Annotated in this window: 14 protein-coding genes, 1 tRNA gene and 1 pseudogene; all 16 read left to right on the top strand. The window is 53.7% G+C overall.

Annotated elements, in window-relative coordinates; translation table 11 throughout:
* Positions 1-141, top strand: a pseudogene (gene tuf / locus ACNKIB_RS06965) (elongation factor Tu); the annotation flags it as partial.
* Between the two features lie 126 nt (positions 142-267).
* Positions 268-417, top strand: a complete 150-nt coding sequence (gene rpmG, locus ACNKIB_RS06960) for a 50S ribosomal protein L33 (protein ID WP_417909821.1) — start codon at positions 268-270, stop codon at positions 415-417.
* A gap of 44 nt (positions 418-461) precedes the next feature.
* Positions 462-537: transfer RNA gene (locus ACNKIB_RS06955), tRNA-Trp, on the top strand.
* Between the two features lie 38 nt (positions 538-575).
* A complete protein-coding gene (gene secE / locus ACNKIB_RS06950) occupies positions 576-824 on the top strand; it encodes a preprotein translocase subunit SecE (protein ID WP_417909820.1) in 249 nt (82 codons plus the stop codon).
* A gap of 9 nt (positions 825-833) precedes the next feature.
* The gene (nusG, locus tag ACNKIB_RS06945) at positions 834-1,397 is read left to right on the top strand and encodes a transcription termination/antitermination protein NusG (protein WP_417909819.1); all 564 of its coding nucleotides are present in this window, start codon (positions 834-836) and stop codon (positions 1,395-1,397) included.
* Positions 1,398-1,418: 21 nt separating this feature from the next.
* Positions 1,419-1,844 (top strand): 50S ribosomal protein L11, encoded by a 426-nt coding sequence (rplK, locus tag ACNKIB_RS06940; protein WP_417909822.1) that lies wholly within the window; start codon positions 1,419-1,421, stop codon positions 1,842-1,844.
* Between the two features lie 69 nt (positions 1,845-1,913).
* A complete protein-coding gene (rplA, locus tag ACNKIB_RS06935; RefSeq protein WP_417909818.1) occupies positions 1,914-2,621 on the top strand; it encodes a 50S ribosomal protein L1 in 708 nt (235 codons plus the stop codon).
* Positions 2,622-2,839: 218 nt separating this feature from the next.
* Entirely contained in the window at positions 2,840-3,367 is a 528-nt protein-coding gene (rplJ, locus tag ACNKIB_RS06930) for a 50S ribosomal protein L10 (protein ID WP_417909817.1), read from the top strand.
* A 36-nt stretch (positions 3,368-3,403) separates the two neighbouring features.
* Complete coding sequence (rplL, locus tag ACNKIB_RS06925) at positions 3,404-3,781, top strand: 50S ribosomal protein L7/L12 (protein WP_417909816.1); 378 nt, start codon at positions 3,404-3,406, stop codon at positions 3,779-3,781.
* Between the two features lie 208 nt (positions 3,782-3,989).
* The gene (gene rpoB / locus ACNKIB_RS06920; RefSeq protein ID WP_417909815.1) at positions 3,990-8,078 is read left to right on the top strand and encodes a DNA-directed RNA polymerase subunit beta; all 4,089 of its coding nucleotides are present in this window, start codon (positions 3,990-3,992) and stop codon (positions 8,076-8,078) included.
* Between the two features lie 24 nt (positions 8,079-8,102).
* Positions 8,103-8,549: a hypothetical protein gene (locus tag ACNKIB_RS06915; protein ID WP_417909814.1), complete on the top strand. Its 447-nt coding sequence runs from the start codon at positions 8,103-8,105 to the stop codon at positions 8,547-8,549.
* Positions 8,550-8,570: 21 nt separating this feature from the next.
* Positions 8,571-12,635: a DNA-directed RNA polymerase subunit beta' gene (gene rpoC, locus ACNKIB_RS06910; protein WP_417909813.1), complete on the top strand. Its 4,065-nt coding sequence runs from the start codon at positions 8,571-8,573 to the stop codon at positions 12,633-12,635.
* Positions 12,636-12,740: 105 nt separating this feature from the next.
* Positions 12,741-13,112 (top strand): 30S ribosomal protein S12, encoded by a 372-nt coding sequence (gene rpsL / locus ACNKIB_RS06905; protein WP_417909812.1) that lies wholly within the window; start codon positions 12,741-12,743, stop codon positions 13,110-13,112.
* 15 nt (positions 13,113-13,127) lie between these two features.
* Positions 13,128-13,601, top strand: a complete 474-nt coding sequence (gene rpsG, locus ACNKIB_RS06900; RefSeq protein WP_417909811.1) for a 30S ribosomal protein S7 — start codon at positions 13,128-13,130, stop codon at positions 13,599-13,601.
* Between the two features lie 159 nt (positions 13,602-13,760).
* Positions 13,761-15,839, top strand: coding sequence for an elongation factor G (gene fusA, locus ACNKIB_RS06895; RefSeq protein WP_417909810.1), 2,079 nt, complete (start codon positions 13,761-13,763; stop codon positions 15,837-15,839).
* Between the two features lie 25 nt (positions 15,840-15,864).
* A partial coding sequence (locus ACNKIB_RS06890; RefSeq protein WP_417909809.1) for a GTP-binding protein occupies positions 15,865-16,004 on the top strand: 140 nt, incomplete at its 3' end.

The raw sequence follows: 16,004 nt of genomic DNA, 5'->3' as shown, positions 1-16,004 counted from the left end.
GAGATGGTCATGCCAGGCGACAACGTGCATATCACCGCCGAGTTGATCACGCCCATCGCCATGCAGGAGGGCCTCCGTTTCGCGATCCGCGAGGGTGGTCGTACTGTCGGCGCAGGGGTCATCGTCAAAATTCTTGAGTAAGAAAGAGTAGCTCAGTCTGAGCTGCGTCCGGCTCTGCGTCAGTAGTAAATCATGCAAGCTGCCGCCGTGTGTTTTTTTTTGCCCGGCGGCAAGTTTTGCTCCGTCTTAATCCCAAAGGCTGCAACAATGAGAGATATCATCACCCTCGCCTGCAAGGACTGCAAGCAGCGGAACTACACGACCACAAAAAATAAGCGTACTATTCCGCACAAGCTAGAGCTGAAGAAATTCTGTCCGTTCTGCAAGGCGCACACACCGCACAAAGAAACCAAATAAAGCGGCGTTCACAGTAATCAGGCCGCATGCATGAGAAAACGCGCAGGTCAGTAGCTCTAATGGTAGAGCATCGGACTCCAAATCCGAGGGCTGGGGGTTCGAATCCCTCCTGGCCTGCCAATCTCCTTCAGTTTGCCGGGTGTTCTTTCGGAGAGACGATGACAGATATAAAAAAGAAGAACAGTGGCCAGGACGAAAGTTCAGTTCCACTATCTCCTTATTCGCCTGCCGGTATCCGGCAGTTTTCTCAGGATGTCGCTACTGAATTCAAAAAAATCGTCTGGCCCGACCGCAAGATGACTCTAGGGCTGTCCGGCTTTGTTATTCTGCTTACTGTCATTCTTTCAATGTATCTTGGCACTGTGGACTTTATTCTGGGCAAACTGGTTGGCCTGGTGCTGCAATAGGTTCACATCATGGCCAAACGATGGTACATAGTTCACACCCACACCGGGTTTGAAGCAAAGGTTAAGGCCACCCTGGAGGAGAGTATCCGCCAAGCCGGGCAACAGGAGCAGTTCGGCGACATCCTGGTGCCAACCGAGCAGGTGGTCGAGATGGTCAAGGGTGAGCGGAAGACTTCTTCCCGCAAGTTTTTCCCTGGCTACATTCTGGTGAACATGGAGATGAACGAACATACCTGGCACACGGTGGTCGAGACCAACCGTGTCACCGGTTTTGTCGGCATCAACTCCAGCCAGGCTCTTGCTGGTCAGGATATTTATAAGCTGATTCCTGCCCTCACCGATCAGGAGGCCGCTAAGATCATCCAGCGCATTGAGCAGGGTTCGGAAAAACCCATACCGAAAGTTATCTTCGAAGTCGGCGACGTGGTACGGGTTACAGAAGGGCCTTTTGCTAATTTTGAAGGTACAGTGGATGAAGTTTTCCCGGACAAGGGACGGGTTCGTGTCATGGTGTCCATCTTCGGACGTTCAACACCTGTTGAGCTGGAATACATGCAGGTGAGCAACAATTAGATTCCGCCCTCGGGGGAATGAATCATGAAAAAAGTACAAGCATACATCAAACTACAGATACCTGCAGGTAAGGCGAATCCTTCGCCGCCCATCGGGCCAGCTCTTGGTCAGCAGGGCGTGAACATCATGGGCTTCTGCAAGGAGTTCAACGCCCGGACGCAGTCAGAAGGTGACATGATCATCCCGGTTGTCATTACGGTTTTTAGCGACCGCTCCTTCACCTTTGTAACCAAGACTCCACCAGCATCAGTGTTGCTGCTCAAGGCAGCAGGGTTACAGAAAGGATCCAGTAATCCCAAGAAAGACCGCGTAGCTGAACTCTCTAACGAGAAAATCAGAGAGATCGCGGAAAGAAAGATGCCTGACCTGAACGCGTACGATGTCGAACAGGCAGTTAAAATCATCAAGGGAACAGCCCGAAGCTGCGGCATCACGGTACTGTCCTAGTCATCAATAATTCGTTTGCACCTGTCCTCGTGACCGCAGGATGAGGGAGAACTGAGCAAGGTCTGAATCATGCCTAAACATGGAAAGCAGTACCGGAAGGTAGCAGAAGCCATTGACCGGAACAAACAGCATGAACTGCGTGAGGCGGTTGATCTCGTGACCAACAGTGGTTGTGCTAAATTTGATGAGGCGATTGATATCGCTGTCCGGCTGGGCATTGACCCCCGTCACGCCGACCAGATGGTGCGTTCTTCGGTCGTGTTGCCGCATGGCATTGGCAAAGAGGTACGGGTGCTGGTCTTTGCGAAAGGCGAAAAAGAGGCTGAGGCACTAGCCGCCGGGGCAGATTATGCTGGTTCCGATGAGATGGTGAAAAAAATTCAAGGCGGTTGGCTGGATTTCGACAAGACCATCGCTACCCCGGACATGATGGGCGAGGTAGGTAAAATAGGTCGTATCCTTGGCCCGCGCAACCTGATGCCCAATGCCAAGCTCGGGACTGTCACCTTTGATGTGGCCCGTGCTGTCAACGAAACCAAAAAGGGCAAGGTCGATTTCAAGGCGGACAAGGCTGGTGTCATTCATGCTGTGGTCGGCAAACGGTCGTTCAGCGCGGATAAGCTTTATGAGAATATTGTCGCCTTTATTGACAAGTTGATCCAGCTCAAGCCTTCCACCAGTAAGGGCATTTATCTGCGAGCAATATCCCTGTCCACCACTATGGGACCGGGCGTGAAGATTGATCCTGTCCAGACCCGCTCGCTGGTCAAAAGCTGACAGGCCGGGCATCTTCTGAAAGATGCCTTTTTCATAAACTTGGGAAGGTCAAAGACAGCAGGCACACTGTAGTTTAATAGCCGCAAGGCTGCCCGCCGAGACCAGCCGATGTTCCTCTCCTCCCGCCAAGGGCGGTTGAACACCTGCATGTCTATGTTTTTCGTTCCTGTTGTTCTGCGACAGTCCTGTGTCTTTTTTTCAAGAAGGAGGTGTGCCCGTTGAATCGCGAAAGCAAGGTTCAAAAGGTCGGTGAGTTACAACAGACCTTTAGTAGAGCCAAATTTGCCGCCGTGGCCGACTACCAAGGCTTGAAAGTCACGGAGCTAGAGAAGCTGCGTATCAGCCTGCGCCAGCAGAATGCCCAGCTCCAGGTCGCCAAGAATACCCTGCTCAAGATCGCTGCCAAAGACACGGCGTATGAAGGTCTCCAGCAGGATTTCAGTGGCACTACAGTTGTGGCTTTTGGTTTTGAGGAACCGGTTGGCCCGGCTAAGGCTCTGGCTGAGTTCACCAAGAATTTTGAGAAGCTGAAAATCCGTTCGGCCATGTTTGAAGGCCAGCGGATGAGCGCAGAGCAGATGATCGCGCTCTCCAAGTTGCCCTCTAAGGAGCAGCTCTTGGGTCAGCTCTGTGGTGTGCTGGCAGCTGTGCCGACCAAACTGGTCCGCACGTTCAACGCTGCGCCAAGCAACTTGGTTTATGCACTCCAGGCCATCAAAGAGCAGAAGGAACAGCAGGAAAACTAACCCTACGATTTTATATCTCATCAGGAGGAACGCAAGATGTCTGAAGCTATTCAACAGGTAGTTGAGCTTGTCTCAAAGATGACCCTTTTGGAGGTCGCTGAACTTGTCAAAGCTCTGGAAGAAAAATTCGGCGTAAGTGCCGCTGCACCAGTGGCTGTCGCCGCTGTCGGAGCCGCTCCTGCCGCAGCCGCAGCAGAGGAACAGACCGAGTTTGATGTTATTCTGACCTCTGGCGGCAGTGAGAAGATCAAAGTGATCAAAGAAGTGCGTGCCATCACCTCGTTGGGTTTGAAAGAAGCCAAGGATCTGGTTGAGGGAACCCCAGCACCGATCAAACAGGGCGTATCCAAGGCTGAGGCCGAGGATATCAAGAAGAAGATCGAAGCCGTCGGCGGTGCCGTGCAGATCAAGTAGGTTTCTGCTCACGCAGGTATCCCCCTGGTCATCAGCTCTCACCAGGGAAGATGCACAGAACATCCAGGTAACGCTATGGGGGACAAACCCTCGTGGCGTTACTGCGTTTTTTTGCAGGCAGGACAGAGAGCTGCACTTCAGTTTCCACCAACGGCCAGAGCGGATCAGGCAGAGCTGATTGTTCTGCGGACTGCATCAAGAGGGGATCATGACGAGAATACGCAAAGGGTTTGCCAAAACACGCAAAGTTGTAGAGCCGCCGCATCTCATCGCCATGCAGCGGCATTCTTATGACCGCTTTCTGCAGATGAACGTTGCTCCGGCTCAAAGAGAAGAAATTGGTCTGCAGGCCATATTTAAAAGCATTTTTCCTATATCAGATTTCAACGGTTTATGTACTCTTGAATTTGTTCATTATTCCTTTGGCGAGCACAAATATACCGTACAGGAGTGCATTGAGCGCGGCATGACCTTTGAGGTGCCGGTCAAAATTACCGTGCGCCTGATCACCTTTGCACTTGATGAGGATACTGGCACCAAGTCAGTGCGCGACATCAAAGAGCAAGAGGTGTTCCTCGGCTCTCTGCCCCTGATGACCGACGATGGTGTCTTTGTTATCAACGGCACAGAGCGGGTGATTGTGAATCAGCTCCAGCGCTCGCCTGGTCTCTTTTACACCCATGACGGGGGCAAGTCGCACATCTCCAGCAAACGGCTCTATTCGGCCCGTATCATTCCCGTGCGCGGTTCTTGGCTAGATTTTGACTTTGACATCAAAGATATCCTCTATGTCCGCATTGACCGTCGCCGCAAGCTCTTAGTCACGACCTTGCTCAAGGCCTTGGGCTATACTGATGAACAGCTGCTGCGGGAGTTTTACAAGGTCGATAAGGTGCGGTTGGAAGATGGCAAGTTCTCTCTTCTCTTTCAGCCAGACACCTTTATTGGCCAACGCTTACCCGCTGATTTGCTTGATCCGACTGACGGCAGTGTCATCGGCAAAGAAGGCCGGAAAATTTCCAAAGCTCTGGTTAAACGGATGGAAAAGGCCGGAATCCAGTCCTTGGAAGTTTCTGCCAGTGACCTGCTGAATCGTTTTCTGGCAGCAGCCTTGGTGCATCCTGAAACCGGCGAGCTACTAGCTGACTGCAACGATACCCTGAATGAGGCCCTGATCGAGAACATCAAAGAGTGCGGGATCAAAGAATTCGAGTTGCTCTTTATTGACAACGTCACAGTCTCTGAAGCCTTCCGCAAGACCCTAGCCCTGGACAAGGTGCGCGACACCGCCCAGGCCCTGATGGAAATCTATCGCCGTCTGCGGCCTTCTAGCCCGCCTACTGTGGAAATCGCCCAGGACTTTTTCAACAAGCTCTTTTTTGATTCAGCAGCGTATGACCTTTCTGAGGTAGGCCGCTACAAAATCAACTCCCGGCTCGGACTCGACACACCAATTGAGCAGAAAACCCTGACCAAGGACGATATTCTCCTCAGCGTCAAGCAATTGGTGCGAATTAAAGACGAGCTACAGGAGAGCGATGACATCGATCATCTTGGCAACCGGCGAGTACGCACGGTGGGTGAGTTGTGTGAGAGCCAGTACCGCATGGGTCTAGCCCGGATGGAACGGGCTATCCGCGAGCGGATGAGCCTTCAGGAAATTGAAACCCTGATGCCGCATGATCTGATCAACCCCAAGCCGGTGAATTCAGCGATTAAAGAGTTTTTCGCCACCTCCCAGCTCTCGCAGTTCATGGATCAGACTAACCCACTCTCTGAAGTGACGCACAAGCGGCGACTGTCGGCCCTTGGGCCAGGTGGTCTGACCCGCGAGCGGGCAGGTTTCGAGGTGCGCGACGTACATCCCACCCATTATGGCCGCATCTGCCCAGTTGAGACCCCTGAAGGCCCGAACATCGGCCTGATTGTTTCTCTGGCCACCTATGCTGAGGTGAATCCCTACGGCTTTATCGAGACACCGTATCGTCTGGTAAAAGACCGGCAGGTCAGTGAGGAGATAAAAAATTTCACTGCGCTCCAAGAGCAGGGCTATATCGTTGCTCCGGCCAATGTGTCGGTGAGCAGCAACGGCGTTATTGTCGGCGAACATCTCATTGCGCGCCGAGAAGGCGAGGTTGTCACCGTGCCTGCGGATGAAGTGACAGCAATGGATGTGGCCCCCAATCAGATGGTCTCGGTTGCCGCCTCTTTGATCCCCTTTTTGGAGAACGACGACGCGAACCGCGCCCTGATGGGATCGAACATGCAGCGGCAGGCAGTACCTCTGCTCAAACCAGCTGCCCCGTTGGTCGGCACAGGGGTGGAACGCAATCTGGCTTTGGACTCTGGAGCCTGTTTGCTCGCTGCCGGGTCAGGTGTAGTCGAAGAGGCAGATGCTAACCGGGTGGTTGTGCGCTATGATGCGCCAGGCACAGACGGTTTTGAGACCGGAATTGCGGTGTATCATCTGTCCAAATACAAGAAGACCAACCAGAACACCTGCTTTAACCAGAAGCCGCTGGCTTTGCCTGGCCAACGGGTGCAAAAAGGCGATGTTCTGGCTGATGGTCCTTCCACGGAACAGGGTGAGTTGGCCCTTGGCAAGAATGTGACCATTGCCTTCATGCCGTGGCGGGGCTACAATTTCGAGGATTCGATCCTGATCAACGAGCGTTTGCTCAAGGAAGACACCTTCACTTCGGTGCATATCGAGATCTTCGAGACCGTAGCCCGTGACACCAAACTGGGCAAGGAGGAGATCACCCGCGATATTCCCAATGTGGGTGACGAGGCTTTGCGCAATCTCGATGAGTCCGGCATTATCCGCATCGGCGCGGAAGTGCGGGCCGGCGACATGCTGGTTGGCAAGGTCACGCCAAAAGGCGAGACCATGTTGTCGCCTGAGGAGAAGCTGCTGCGGGCTATCTTTGGCGAAAAAGCCGGTGATGTCAAAGATTCTTCCCTGCGGGTGCCGCCCGGCATTGAGGGCGTGGTGATTGATGCCAAAGTCTTCTCCCGCAAAGGCGTGGACAAGGATGAACGCAGCCTGCTGATTGAGGATGAGGACATCCGCCGCTTGAACCGGGACATGGAAGATGAGCTGCGCAGCCTGAAAAACGGGGTCCGCAAGACGCTGTGCGATTTGCTCACGGATCGGACAGCCAAGCGCGACATTCGGGATAAAGACGGCAACGTGCTCCTGTCGCTGGGCAAGAAACTGACCGCTGAGGTCATTGCCCAAATTGAGTTTGATCAGCTGCGGGGTTTGGATTTCTCGGAACGGGCCAAATATGAGGGCGATCTGGAGACGGTGTTCAGCAATTACTCCCGCCAGGCCCAGGAAGTGCGGAGCCGTTACGAGGGTATCGTGGCCCGGATGGAGAAGGGCGACGACTTACCACCCGGCGTGGTCAAGATGGTGAAGATTTACGTGGCCACTAAACGTAGATTGGCGGTCGGTGACAAGATGGCAGGCCGCCACGGCAACAAGGGCGTGGTCTCGCGCTTGCTGCCAGAAGAGGATATGCCCTACTTTGCCGACGGTACCAGCGTTGATGTCGTCCTTAATCCCCTTGGCGTGCCCTCGCGCATGAATGTTGGCCAGGTTTTGGAATGTCATCTCGGCTTTGCCGCCAAACGGCTGGGCGAGCAGATTCAGAAGCTGGCCGTGGCTCAGGAACTGGAGCAGGTCAAAAAACGGCTGCAAACCATTTATTCCGAGACAGAGTACAAGGCGATCACTGAGGGCCTGTCTGACGAGCAGCTGTTGGACAAAATGCGCAAATGCGGGCGCGGTCTCCACGTTGCCAGCCCGGTTTTTGACGGCGCAACTGAGGCTGAGATCAGAAATATGCTCACTGAGGGCGGAGTCGATGAAGTTGGCCAGTCCACCTTGTACGACGGACTCACTGGCGACCAGTTTGCCAACCAGGTAACAGTCGGCGTGATGTATATGCTCAAGCTGCACCACTTGGTTGACAACAAAATACACGCTCGCTCCACAGGCCCCTACTCTTTAGTGACGCAACAACCGCTTGGCGGCAAGGCCCAATTTGGTGGCCAACGCCTTGGCGAGATGGAAGTCTGGGCCATGGAGTCCTACGGCGCAGCCTACACCTTGAAGGAGTTCCTCACGGTCAAGTCCGACGATGTTGAAGGCCGTACTTCGATGTATGAGAAGATCGTTAAGGGCAACAACTTCCTGGATGCGGGCCTGCCAGAATCCTTCCACGTGTTGGTCAAGGAGCTGAAAGGCTTGTGCCTTGATGTTGAGCTGCTGGTGAACGACGAAGACTAAGACCGGGACCTGCGGCAACCGTTGGTGGAGGTTCCAAAGCTGTTCTGGAACCTTCGCCAGCTGGTTTTGGACGTTCCCGAAGAGATAACGGACATCCAAAAACTCTCCAGGAAGGTACGGGAAGAGATTTTGAACATCCCGGAGCTGCTTTTGGACGTACTCAAGCTGCTCGTGGACATTCCTGAAGAGGTAATGAACATCCAGATTCTCTTCAGGAAGGTACAGAAAGAGATTCGGAACGTCCCAAAGCTGTTCATGGACGTTCCTGAAGAGATTTTGAACATCCAGAAGCTCCTTCTGAACGTCCTGGAGCTATCCGGGGACATCCAAAAGCTGTTCGGGAACGAGCGAAAACACATTTTGCAGATGAAAAACCAGCTCCGCAATCTGCCTGTGGAGTTGGGCTGCTTACTATTATTGACTAGGCTTCTGGCACAGCCCGCCATCGCTGACGCAGAAGCAGAGAGATAAACACAAGAGGGGGTACACTTCGTGGAAGAACTGTTCAGCTTTTTTGACAAGCCGAAAGGGCCGCTTGTGTTCGACAAGGTGAAGATTTCCCTTGCCTCGCCAGCCAAAATCCTCGAATGGTCACACGGTGAGGTGAAGAAGCCGGAGACCATCAACTACCGCACCTTTAAGCCGGAGCGCGACGGCCTGTTCTGCGCCAAGATTTTCGGCCCGGTTAAGGACTATGAGTGCAATTGCGGCAAGTATAAGCGCATGAAGCACCGAGGCGTGATCTGCGAGAAATGCGGGGTTGAGGTTATTCAGTCCAAAGTACGGCGTGAGCGGCTTGGTCACATCAAGTTGGCCGCGCCAGTTGCCCATATCTGGTTCCTCAAATCGCTGCCCAGCAAGATCGGCGCGATCCTGGACATGACCCTGAAGGAGCTGGAGCGGATTCTCTATTTTGAATCCTACGTGGTGCTCAGTTCCAATCTGGAAGTCCTGCCCAAGGGGATGCTGCTCAACGAGGAGCAGTACCGCGAGAACTTGGAGCTGTATCCAGGCGAGTTTGAGGTCGGCATTGGCGCAGAGGCAATCCAAGACATGCTCAAACAGCTGGAATTGGTGGAGCTGTCTGCCCAGCTGCGCAAAGAGATGAAGGAGACGGCCTCTCTCACCCGGCGAGCCAAGCTCGGCAAACGGTTGAATGTTGCCGAGGCCTTCCGTGATTCGGGCAATCGGCCTGAGTGGATGATTCTCGAGGTGATCCCTGTATTGCCGCCAGATCTGCGACCACTCGTACCCCTGGAAGGTGGTCGCTTTGCCACCTCTGATCTGAACGATCTCTATCGCCGGGTAATCAACCGCAACAACCGCCTTAAGCGGCTACTCGAACTTGACGCGCCAGACATCATCATCCGCAACGAAAAGCGGATGCTGCAAGAGGCCGTAGATGTCCTGTTCGACAATGGTCGGCGGGGTCGGACGATTACTGGGCCGAATAAAAGGCCGCTCAAATCGCTTTCCGACATGCTCAAGGGCAAGCAAGGCCGTTTCCGCCAGAACCTGCTGGGTAAGCGCGTGGATTATTCCGGGCGTTCGGTCATTGTCGTTGGCCCGCATCTGCGTCTGCACCAGTGCGGCTTGCCAAAAAAGATGGCCCAGGAGCTGTTCAAGCCTTTTATTTACAACCGGCTCGAGTCGATGGGCTATGTAACCACCATCAAAAGCGCGCGCAAGATGGTGGAGAAGGGGGCAAAAGAGGTTTGGGACGTGCTGGACGAGATTGTCAGCGAATACCCGGTGATTCTCAACCGCGCACCCACGTTGCACCGCTTAGGTATGCAGGCCTTCGAGGTGGTGCTGATCGAGGGCAAGGCTATTCAGCTGCATCCGCTGGTCTGCGCTGCTTTTAACGCGGACTTTGACGGCGACCAGATGGCTGTGCATCTGCCGCTCTCGGTCGAGGCCCAGGTTGAGGCCCGCGTGCTGATGATGTCCACCAATAACATCCTCTCGCCAGCCAGTGGCAACCCGGTCATCATCCCCAGCCAGGACATCGTTCTCGGTCTGTACTACATGACCCGCGAGCGGCACGGAGCAAAAGGCACTGGTTTGATTTTCAGCTGCCCAGCAGAAGCCCGCATGGCCTATGATCACGGTGCCGCCCATCTCCAAGCCAGGGTTAAGGTGCGGATCAAGGGCGAACTGGTCGATACCACGGTCGGCAGGATTCTGGTTGGCGAGTTGCTGCCGGAAAAACTGCCTTTTGCCGTAGTCAATAAGGAGTTGTCGAAGAAAGAACTGAGCTTCCTGATTGACTACACCTATCGGCACGCAGGTACCAAGGATACAGTCATCCTTGCGGATCGGATTAAGGACTTGGGCTACGAGCAGGCCACGCGAGCAGGCATCTCGATCTGCATCAACGATATGAAGATTCCGGTCAATAAGGAAAAATTTATTGCCGAGTCAGAGCGCAAGGCCACTGAGGTTGACGAGCAGTACTCTGACGGTCTGATTACCGACGGTGAGAAGTACAACAAGATCGTTGATATTTGGTCCAAGGCCACGGACAAAATCACCCAGGAGATGATGTCCGAGATGGCGGTGGACTATGTTCCCGACGGCAAGGGTGGCGTGAAAGAGGTGAAGAGTTTTAACTCGGTCTATATCATGGCCGACTCTGGTGCCCGTGGTTCAAAAGATCAGATCCGCCAATTGGCCGGTATGCGCGGCCTGATGGCCAAGCCGTCGGGCGCGATTATCGAAACCCCGATCAAGGCCAACTTCCGTGAAGGGCTGTCCGTGCTGGAGTACTTCATTTCCACCCACGGTGCCCGCAAAGGTTTGGCTGATACCGCCCTGAAGACCGCTAACTCCGGCTATCTGACCCGTCGTTTGGTGGATGTAGCCCAAGATTCCACGATTGTCGAGAAGGACTGCGGTACCATGCGCTATACTTTGGCCGAACCACTCTTGGATGGTGGCGAGGTGATCGTTCGTATCGGTGAGCGCATTCTCGGTCGGGTGGCCAGTGATGATGTGGTGGATCCGCACAGCGGCGAGTTGCTGGTGGGGATGGATGAGGAAATCACCGAAGACAAGGTAGAGGCCATTGAGGCCGCAGGCATTGACCGGGTAAAGATCCGTTCCGTCCTGACCTGTGAGTCTCGACGAGGTGTCTGCGCTATGTGCTATGGTCGCGATCTTGGCCGGGGCCACATGGTCAATATTGGCGAGGCGGTCGGCATTATTGCTGCCCAATCCATCGGTGAGCCAGGCACGCAGCTGACCATGCGCACCTTCCACATCGGCGGTACGGCCAGTCGGTCAGTAGAGCAGGCCGAAGTACGCAGCCAGCGCAGCGGTGTTGCCAAATACCACAAGCTCCATTTTGTTACCAACGCGGCTGGGTTCAATGTGGTCATGAACCGCAACGCAGAAGTCGTCATTGTCGATGAGCAAGGCGTGGATCGGGAACGCTTCCCAGTACCTTATGGCGCAGAACTCAAAGTGATAGACGGCGAAAAAGTCGAACCAGGCACAGTCATCGCAGATTGGGATGCCTTCTCCATCCCGATTGTCGCTGAGGTTGGCGGCAAAATCAAATACGGTGATGTGGTCGAGGGCGACACCATGCAGGAGCGGGTTGACCAGGTGACGGGTAAGGTTTCCAGGGTGATCATTCATCCAGTGGTGTCCAAGCACACCACCCCGCGCATCTCGATTAAGGACGAACGGGGCCGAACCATGAAGCTGCCAGGGCTGGAGCATGATGCCCGCTACCCACTGCCGGTTGGTTCGATCATTGCGGCGGATGAGGGCACAGAAGTCTCCGCTGGTACTGTGGTGGCCAAAATTCCGCGCGAGACTACCAAGACAAAGGATATCACCGGCGGTTTGCCCAGGGTTGCCGAACTGTTCGAGGTACGCAAGCTCAAGGAACAGGCCATTGTCACTGAGATTGATGGCCGGGTGACTTTTGGCAAGGAACTGAAAGGCAAGCGGCGGGTGGTCATTACCCCAGAAACCGGCGAGCCAAGGGAGTATTTGATTCCCAAGTCCAAGCATGTCATCGTCCATGAGGGCGATTATGTCAAGGCAGGCGATGCGCTGATGGATGGTTCTATCCTGCCCAACGACATTCTGCGGATTAAAGGGGAGGAGGCGTTGGCCCGCTTCTTGGTTGACGAAGTGCAGGAGGTTTATCGGCTCCAGGGCGTAAAAATCAACGACAAGCACATCGAGACCATTGTCCGGCAGATGCTCAAACGGATCAAAATCACCGATCCTGGCGATACGAAATTCATGCTTGATCAGCTGGTGGAGAAGTGGGTCTTCCATGACGAGAATGAACGGATCATGGCCCAAGGTCTTCAGCCTGCCTCAGCAGAGCCGCAGCTACTTGGCGTGACGAAAGCCTCGCTGTCCACGGACTCGTTCATTTCAGCGGCTTCGTTCCAGGAGACCACCAAAGTGCTGACCAACGCAGCCATGAACGGCAAAGTGGATACCTTGGACGGCCTGAAGGAAAATGTCATTATGGGACGGCTGATCTCCGCTGGCACGGGTCTCTCGAGGTACCGTATCAGCAGGACAAAGTAAAATGTCATATTTTTGTTTGACATGCGCTGCCGTCCGTGCTAAACTAAAAAGCTCACGCCTGCGCAGGGCGTGAATGCTGTTTCTTATTTGAAAGGAAAGGATTGTATGCCTACGATTAATCAGCTTGTTAGAAAGAGAAGGGAGAAGCAGGTAAGACACTCCAGCACTCCGGCGATGCAGGAATGCCCACAGAAGCGCGGTGTCTGTGTGAGAGTCTATACTACCACACCCAAAAAACCCAACTCGGCCCTGCGGAAAGTTGCTAGGGTGCGACTGGCCAACGGGATAGAGGTGACATCCTATATTCCAGGCGTTGGTCACAACCTGCAAGAACATTCGGTAGTGCTGATCCGTGGAGGCCGCGTTAAAGACCTGCCGGGTGTGCGCTATCATATCATCCGTGGCACGCTGGATACCCTTGGAGTCAACGAGCGGCGGCAGGGGCGTTCTAAGTACGGTGCCAAACGGCCTAAATAAGAGTGAAAGAACATCATGCCGAGAAAAAGAGTTCAGAATAGACGTGAGATAGAGGCTGATCCGAAATATAATTCGATTTTGGTTTCCCGCTTTACCAACGGTCTCATGAAGGACGGAAAGAAGTCATTGGCCCTTCGCATGTTCTATGAGGCGATTGACACCATGGGAGGGAAGGTGTCTGGCGAGGAGCCGATGACCGTTTTCGAGACAGCGATGGAAAATGTGCGGCCCAAGGTTGAGGTAAAGAGTCGCCGGGTTGGCGGTGCTACTTATCAGGTACCGGTAGAGGTTCGTCCTGAGCGGCGGAACGCCTTGGCCATTCGTTGGATTATCGGTTTTGCCCAGAAGCGGCCTGGTCAATCAATGGCGGAGAAGCTGGCTGCCGAGCTGATGGATGCCTATAATAATCGCGGTTCCGCAGTGAAAAAACGGGACGAGACCCACAAGATGGCTGAGGCCAACAAGGCGTTTGCCCATTATCGTTGGTAAAGGCTGCACCCTTCCGCAGTTTGTCTGGTAAAAAAAATGACAATTTGCGCGAATCGCTGAAAAGACTGTTGACAGTCGAAGCAAAACGCGGTAAAAAGCAAAGTTTTTCTAGCAGGAGGGTTGCTGGAGAACAAGAAATACTAAGGTGCGGGAAAAACAGTGGTTGAAGGCGGATCGTTAGCCCAGGTGCGCAATATCGGGATCATGGCCCATATTGACGCAGGCAAGACAACAACTACTGAACGGATCCTGTTTTATACAGGTCGGTCGCACAAGATGGGCGAAGTTCATGACGGTACAGCGGTCATGGACTGGATGGAGCAGGAGCAAGAGAGGGGCATAACGATCACTTCTGCCGCGACTACTTGTTTCTGGCAGCAACACCAGATCAATATTATTGATACGCCAGGGCATGTTGACTTCACCGTTGAGGTGGAGCGATGTCTCAGGGTATTGGATGGTGTGATTGCTGTTTTTTGTGCTGTGGGTGGAGTAGAGCCACAGTCAGAGACAGTCTGGCGGCAGGCTGATCACTATCAGATACCCCGGATTGCCTTTGTCAACAAGATGGACCGGATTGGTGCTGATTTTGACAGGGTAGTAGGGGCTATCGAAACCCAGCTGGGAGCCTGTCCAGTGCCAGTAGCATTGCCTGCGGGCAGTGAAGATACTTTTGTTGGGATTGTTGACCTCATTGAGCAGAAATTGCTTGTCTTTGATGAGAAGACCCAGGGTGAGACAGTCTTAGTAACAGAAGTGCCTGAAACATTACGAAGCAAATCATCGGCTGCACGTTTGCATCTCCTCGAGAAGTTGGCCGACTTCGATGAGGGGATCATGGAAAAATATCTGGAAGATCAGGATATCTCTCCCGGTGAAATACGCAGTGCCCTGCGGAAGGTGACTTGTGCGCTGAAAGTAGTGCCTGTGCTGTGCGGTTCAGCCTTTAAAAACAAAGGTATTCAGCTGCTGCTGGATGCAGTTGTGGAGTATCTACCGTCTCCGTTGGATGTTCCGGCGGTTGAGGGGGTAGATAAGGACGGAGTCCTGCTGACACGAAAAGCTGACAGGCAGGAACCGTTTTCCGCTCTGGTTTTCAAGTTGCAGACGGATGTTTTTGTCGGCACCTTGGCCTTTATCAGGGTGTATTCCGGTGAGCTGAAGACCGGCAGTAGGGTGTTCAATCCGCGCAAGCAGAAAAAAGAGAAGATATCCAAGCTGATTAAGCTGCATGCGAACAAGCGCGAAGAGATCGATAGCCTCAGTGCAGGAGATATCGGCGCGGTAGTTGGTCTCAAGTTCGCTTCCACTGGTGACACTCTGTGTATGGAAGGCGATTCCATTGTGCTGGAGAGCATGGACTTTCCTGAGCCAGTGATTAGTATTGCGATTGAGGCAAAGACCAAGGCCGACGAAATTAAGCTGGCAGAAAGTTTAGACAAGATTGCCTGCGAGGATCCGACCTTCCGTGTTAGCCGCAACGAAGATACTGGTCAGAAGATTATCTCCGGCATGGGTGAGTTGCACTTAGAGATCATCGTTGATAGGCTGGTGCGAGAATTCAAGGTTTCCGCCAACGTGGGGACTCCCCAAGTGGCATATAAAGAAACCGTTACTCGAACAGCACAGGGTGAAGGTAGGTTTCAAACCCAAACCATTGGCAAAGAACAGTATGGCCATGTGGTGGTGCAGTTTGAACCGACAGAGCGTGGCAGCGGCGTAAAATTTGAGAATAGGGTTAATGAAGAGTTGATCCCGGCCTTATACCTGAAGGCTATAGAAAAAGGTATTCGGGATTCGTTGGATTCTGGGCCGCTTGTTGGCTATCCAATGACTGATCTGTGTGTGCAGTTGGTCGGTGGTTCCTACGATGAGGAACACTCTACTGAGATGGCTTTTGGCGTGGCAGCGGCCTTGGCCTGCCGTAAGGCAGGAGTTGAAGCGGGGGCAGTACTGCTGGAGCCGGTCATGGCGGTAGAGGTTGTCGTGCCGGAGGAATGCCTTGGCGAGGTGATCAACGATCTGAACCGCAAGAACGCACACATTGAGGCGGTACAGGCGGAGCGGAATCTACAGGTGGTCAAGGCGAGGGTGCCATTGGCGCGGATGTTTGGTTACTCTACCACACTGCGTTCAGCTACCCAGGGTAGGGCATCTTTTACCATGCAGTTTGAGGCATTTGCAGAGGTCCCGGAGCGGCAGGCCGAGGCCATCATACATAAGATTCGAGGCGTTTAGTTCAAGAACAACAGGTGAGGCGGTAATGGCAAAAGAGAAGTTCGAGCGGACGAAACCGCATGTGAATGTCGGGACCATCGGTCACGTAGATCACGGGAAGACCACGCTGACGGCGGCAATCACAAAAGTGCTGTCAACCAAGGGGATGGCCAGTTTTGTCGATTT

Origin of the sequence: Candidatus Electronema sp. PJ, assembly GCF_048287395.1 — a bacterium.
Taxonomy (GTDB): Bacteria; Desulfobacterota; Desulfobulbia; order Desulfobulbales; family Desulfobulbaceae; genus Electronema.
This window is presented reverse-complemented; position numbering and strand designations above follow the sequence as displayed.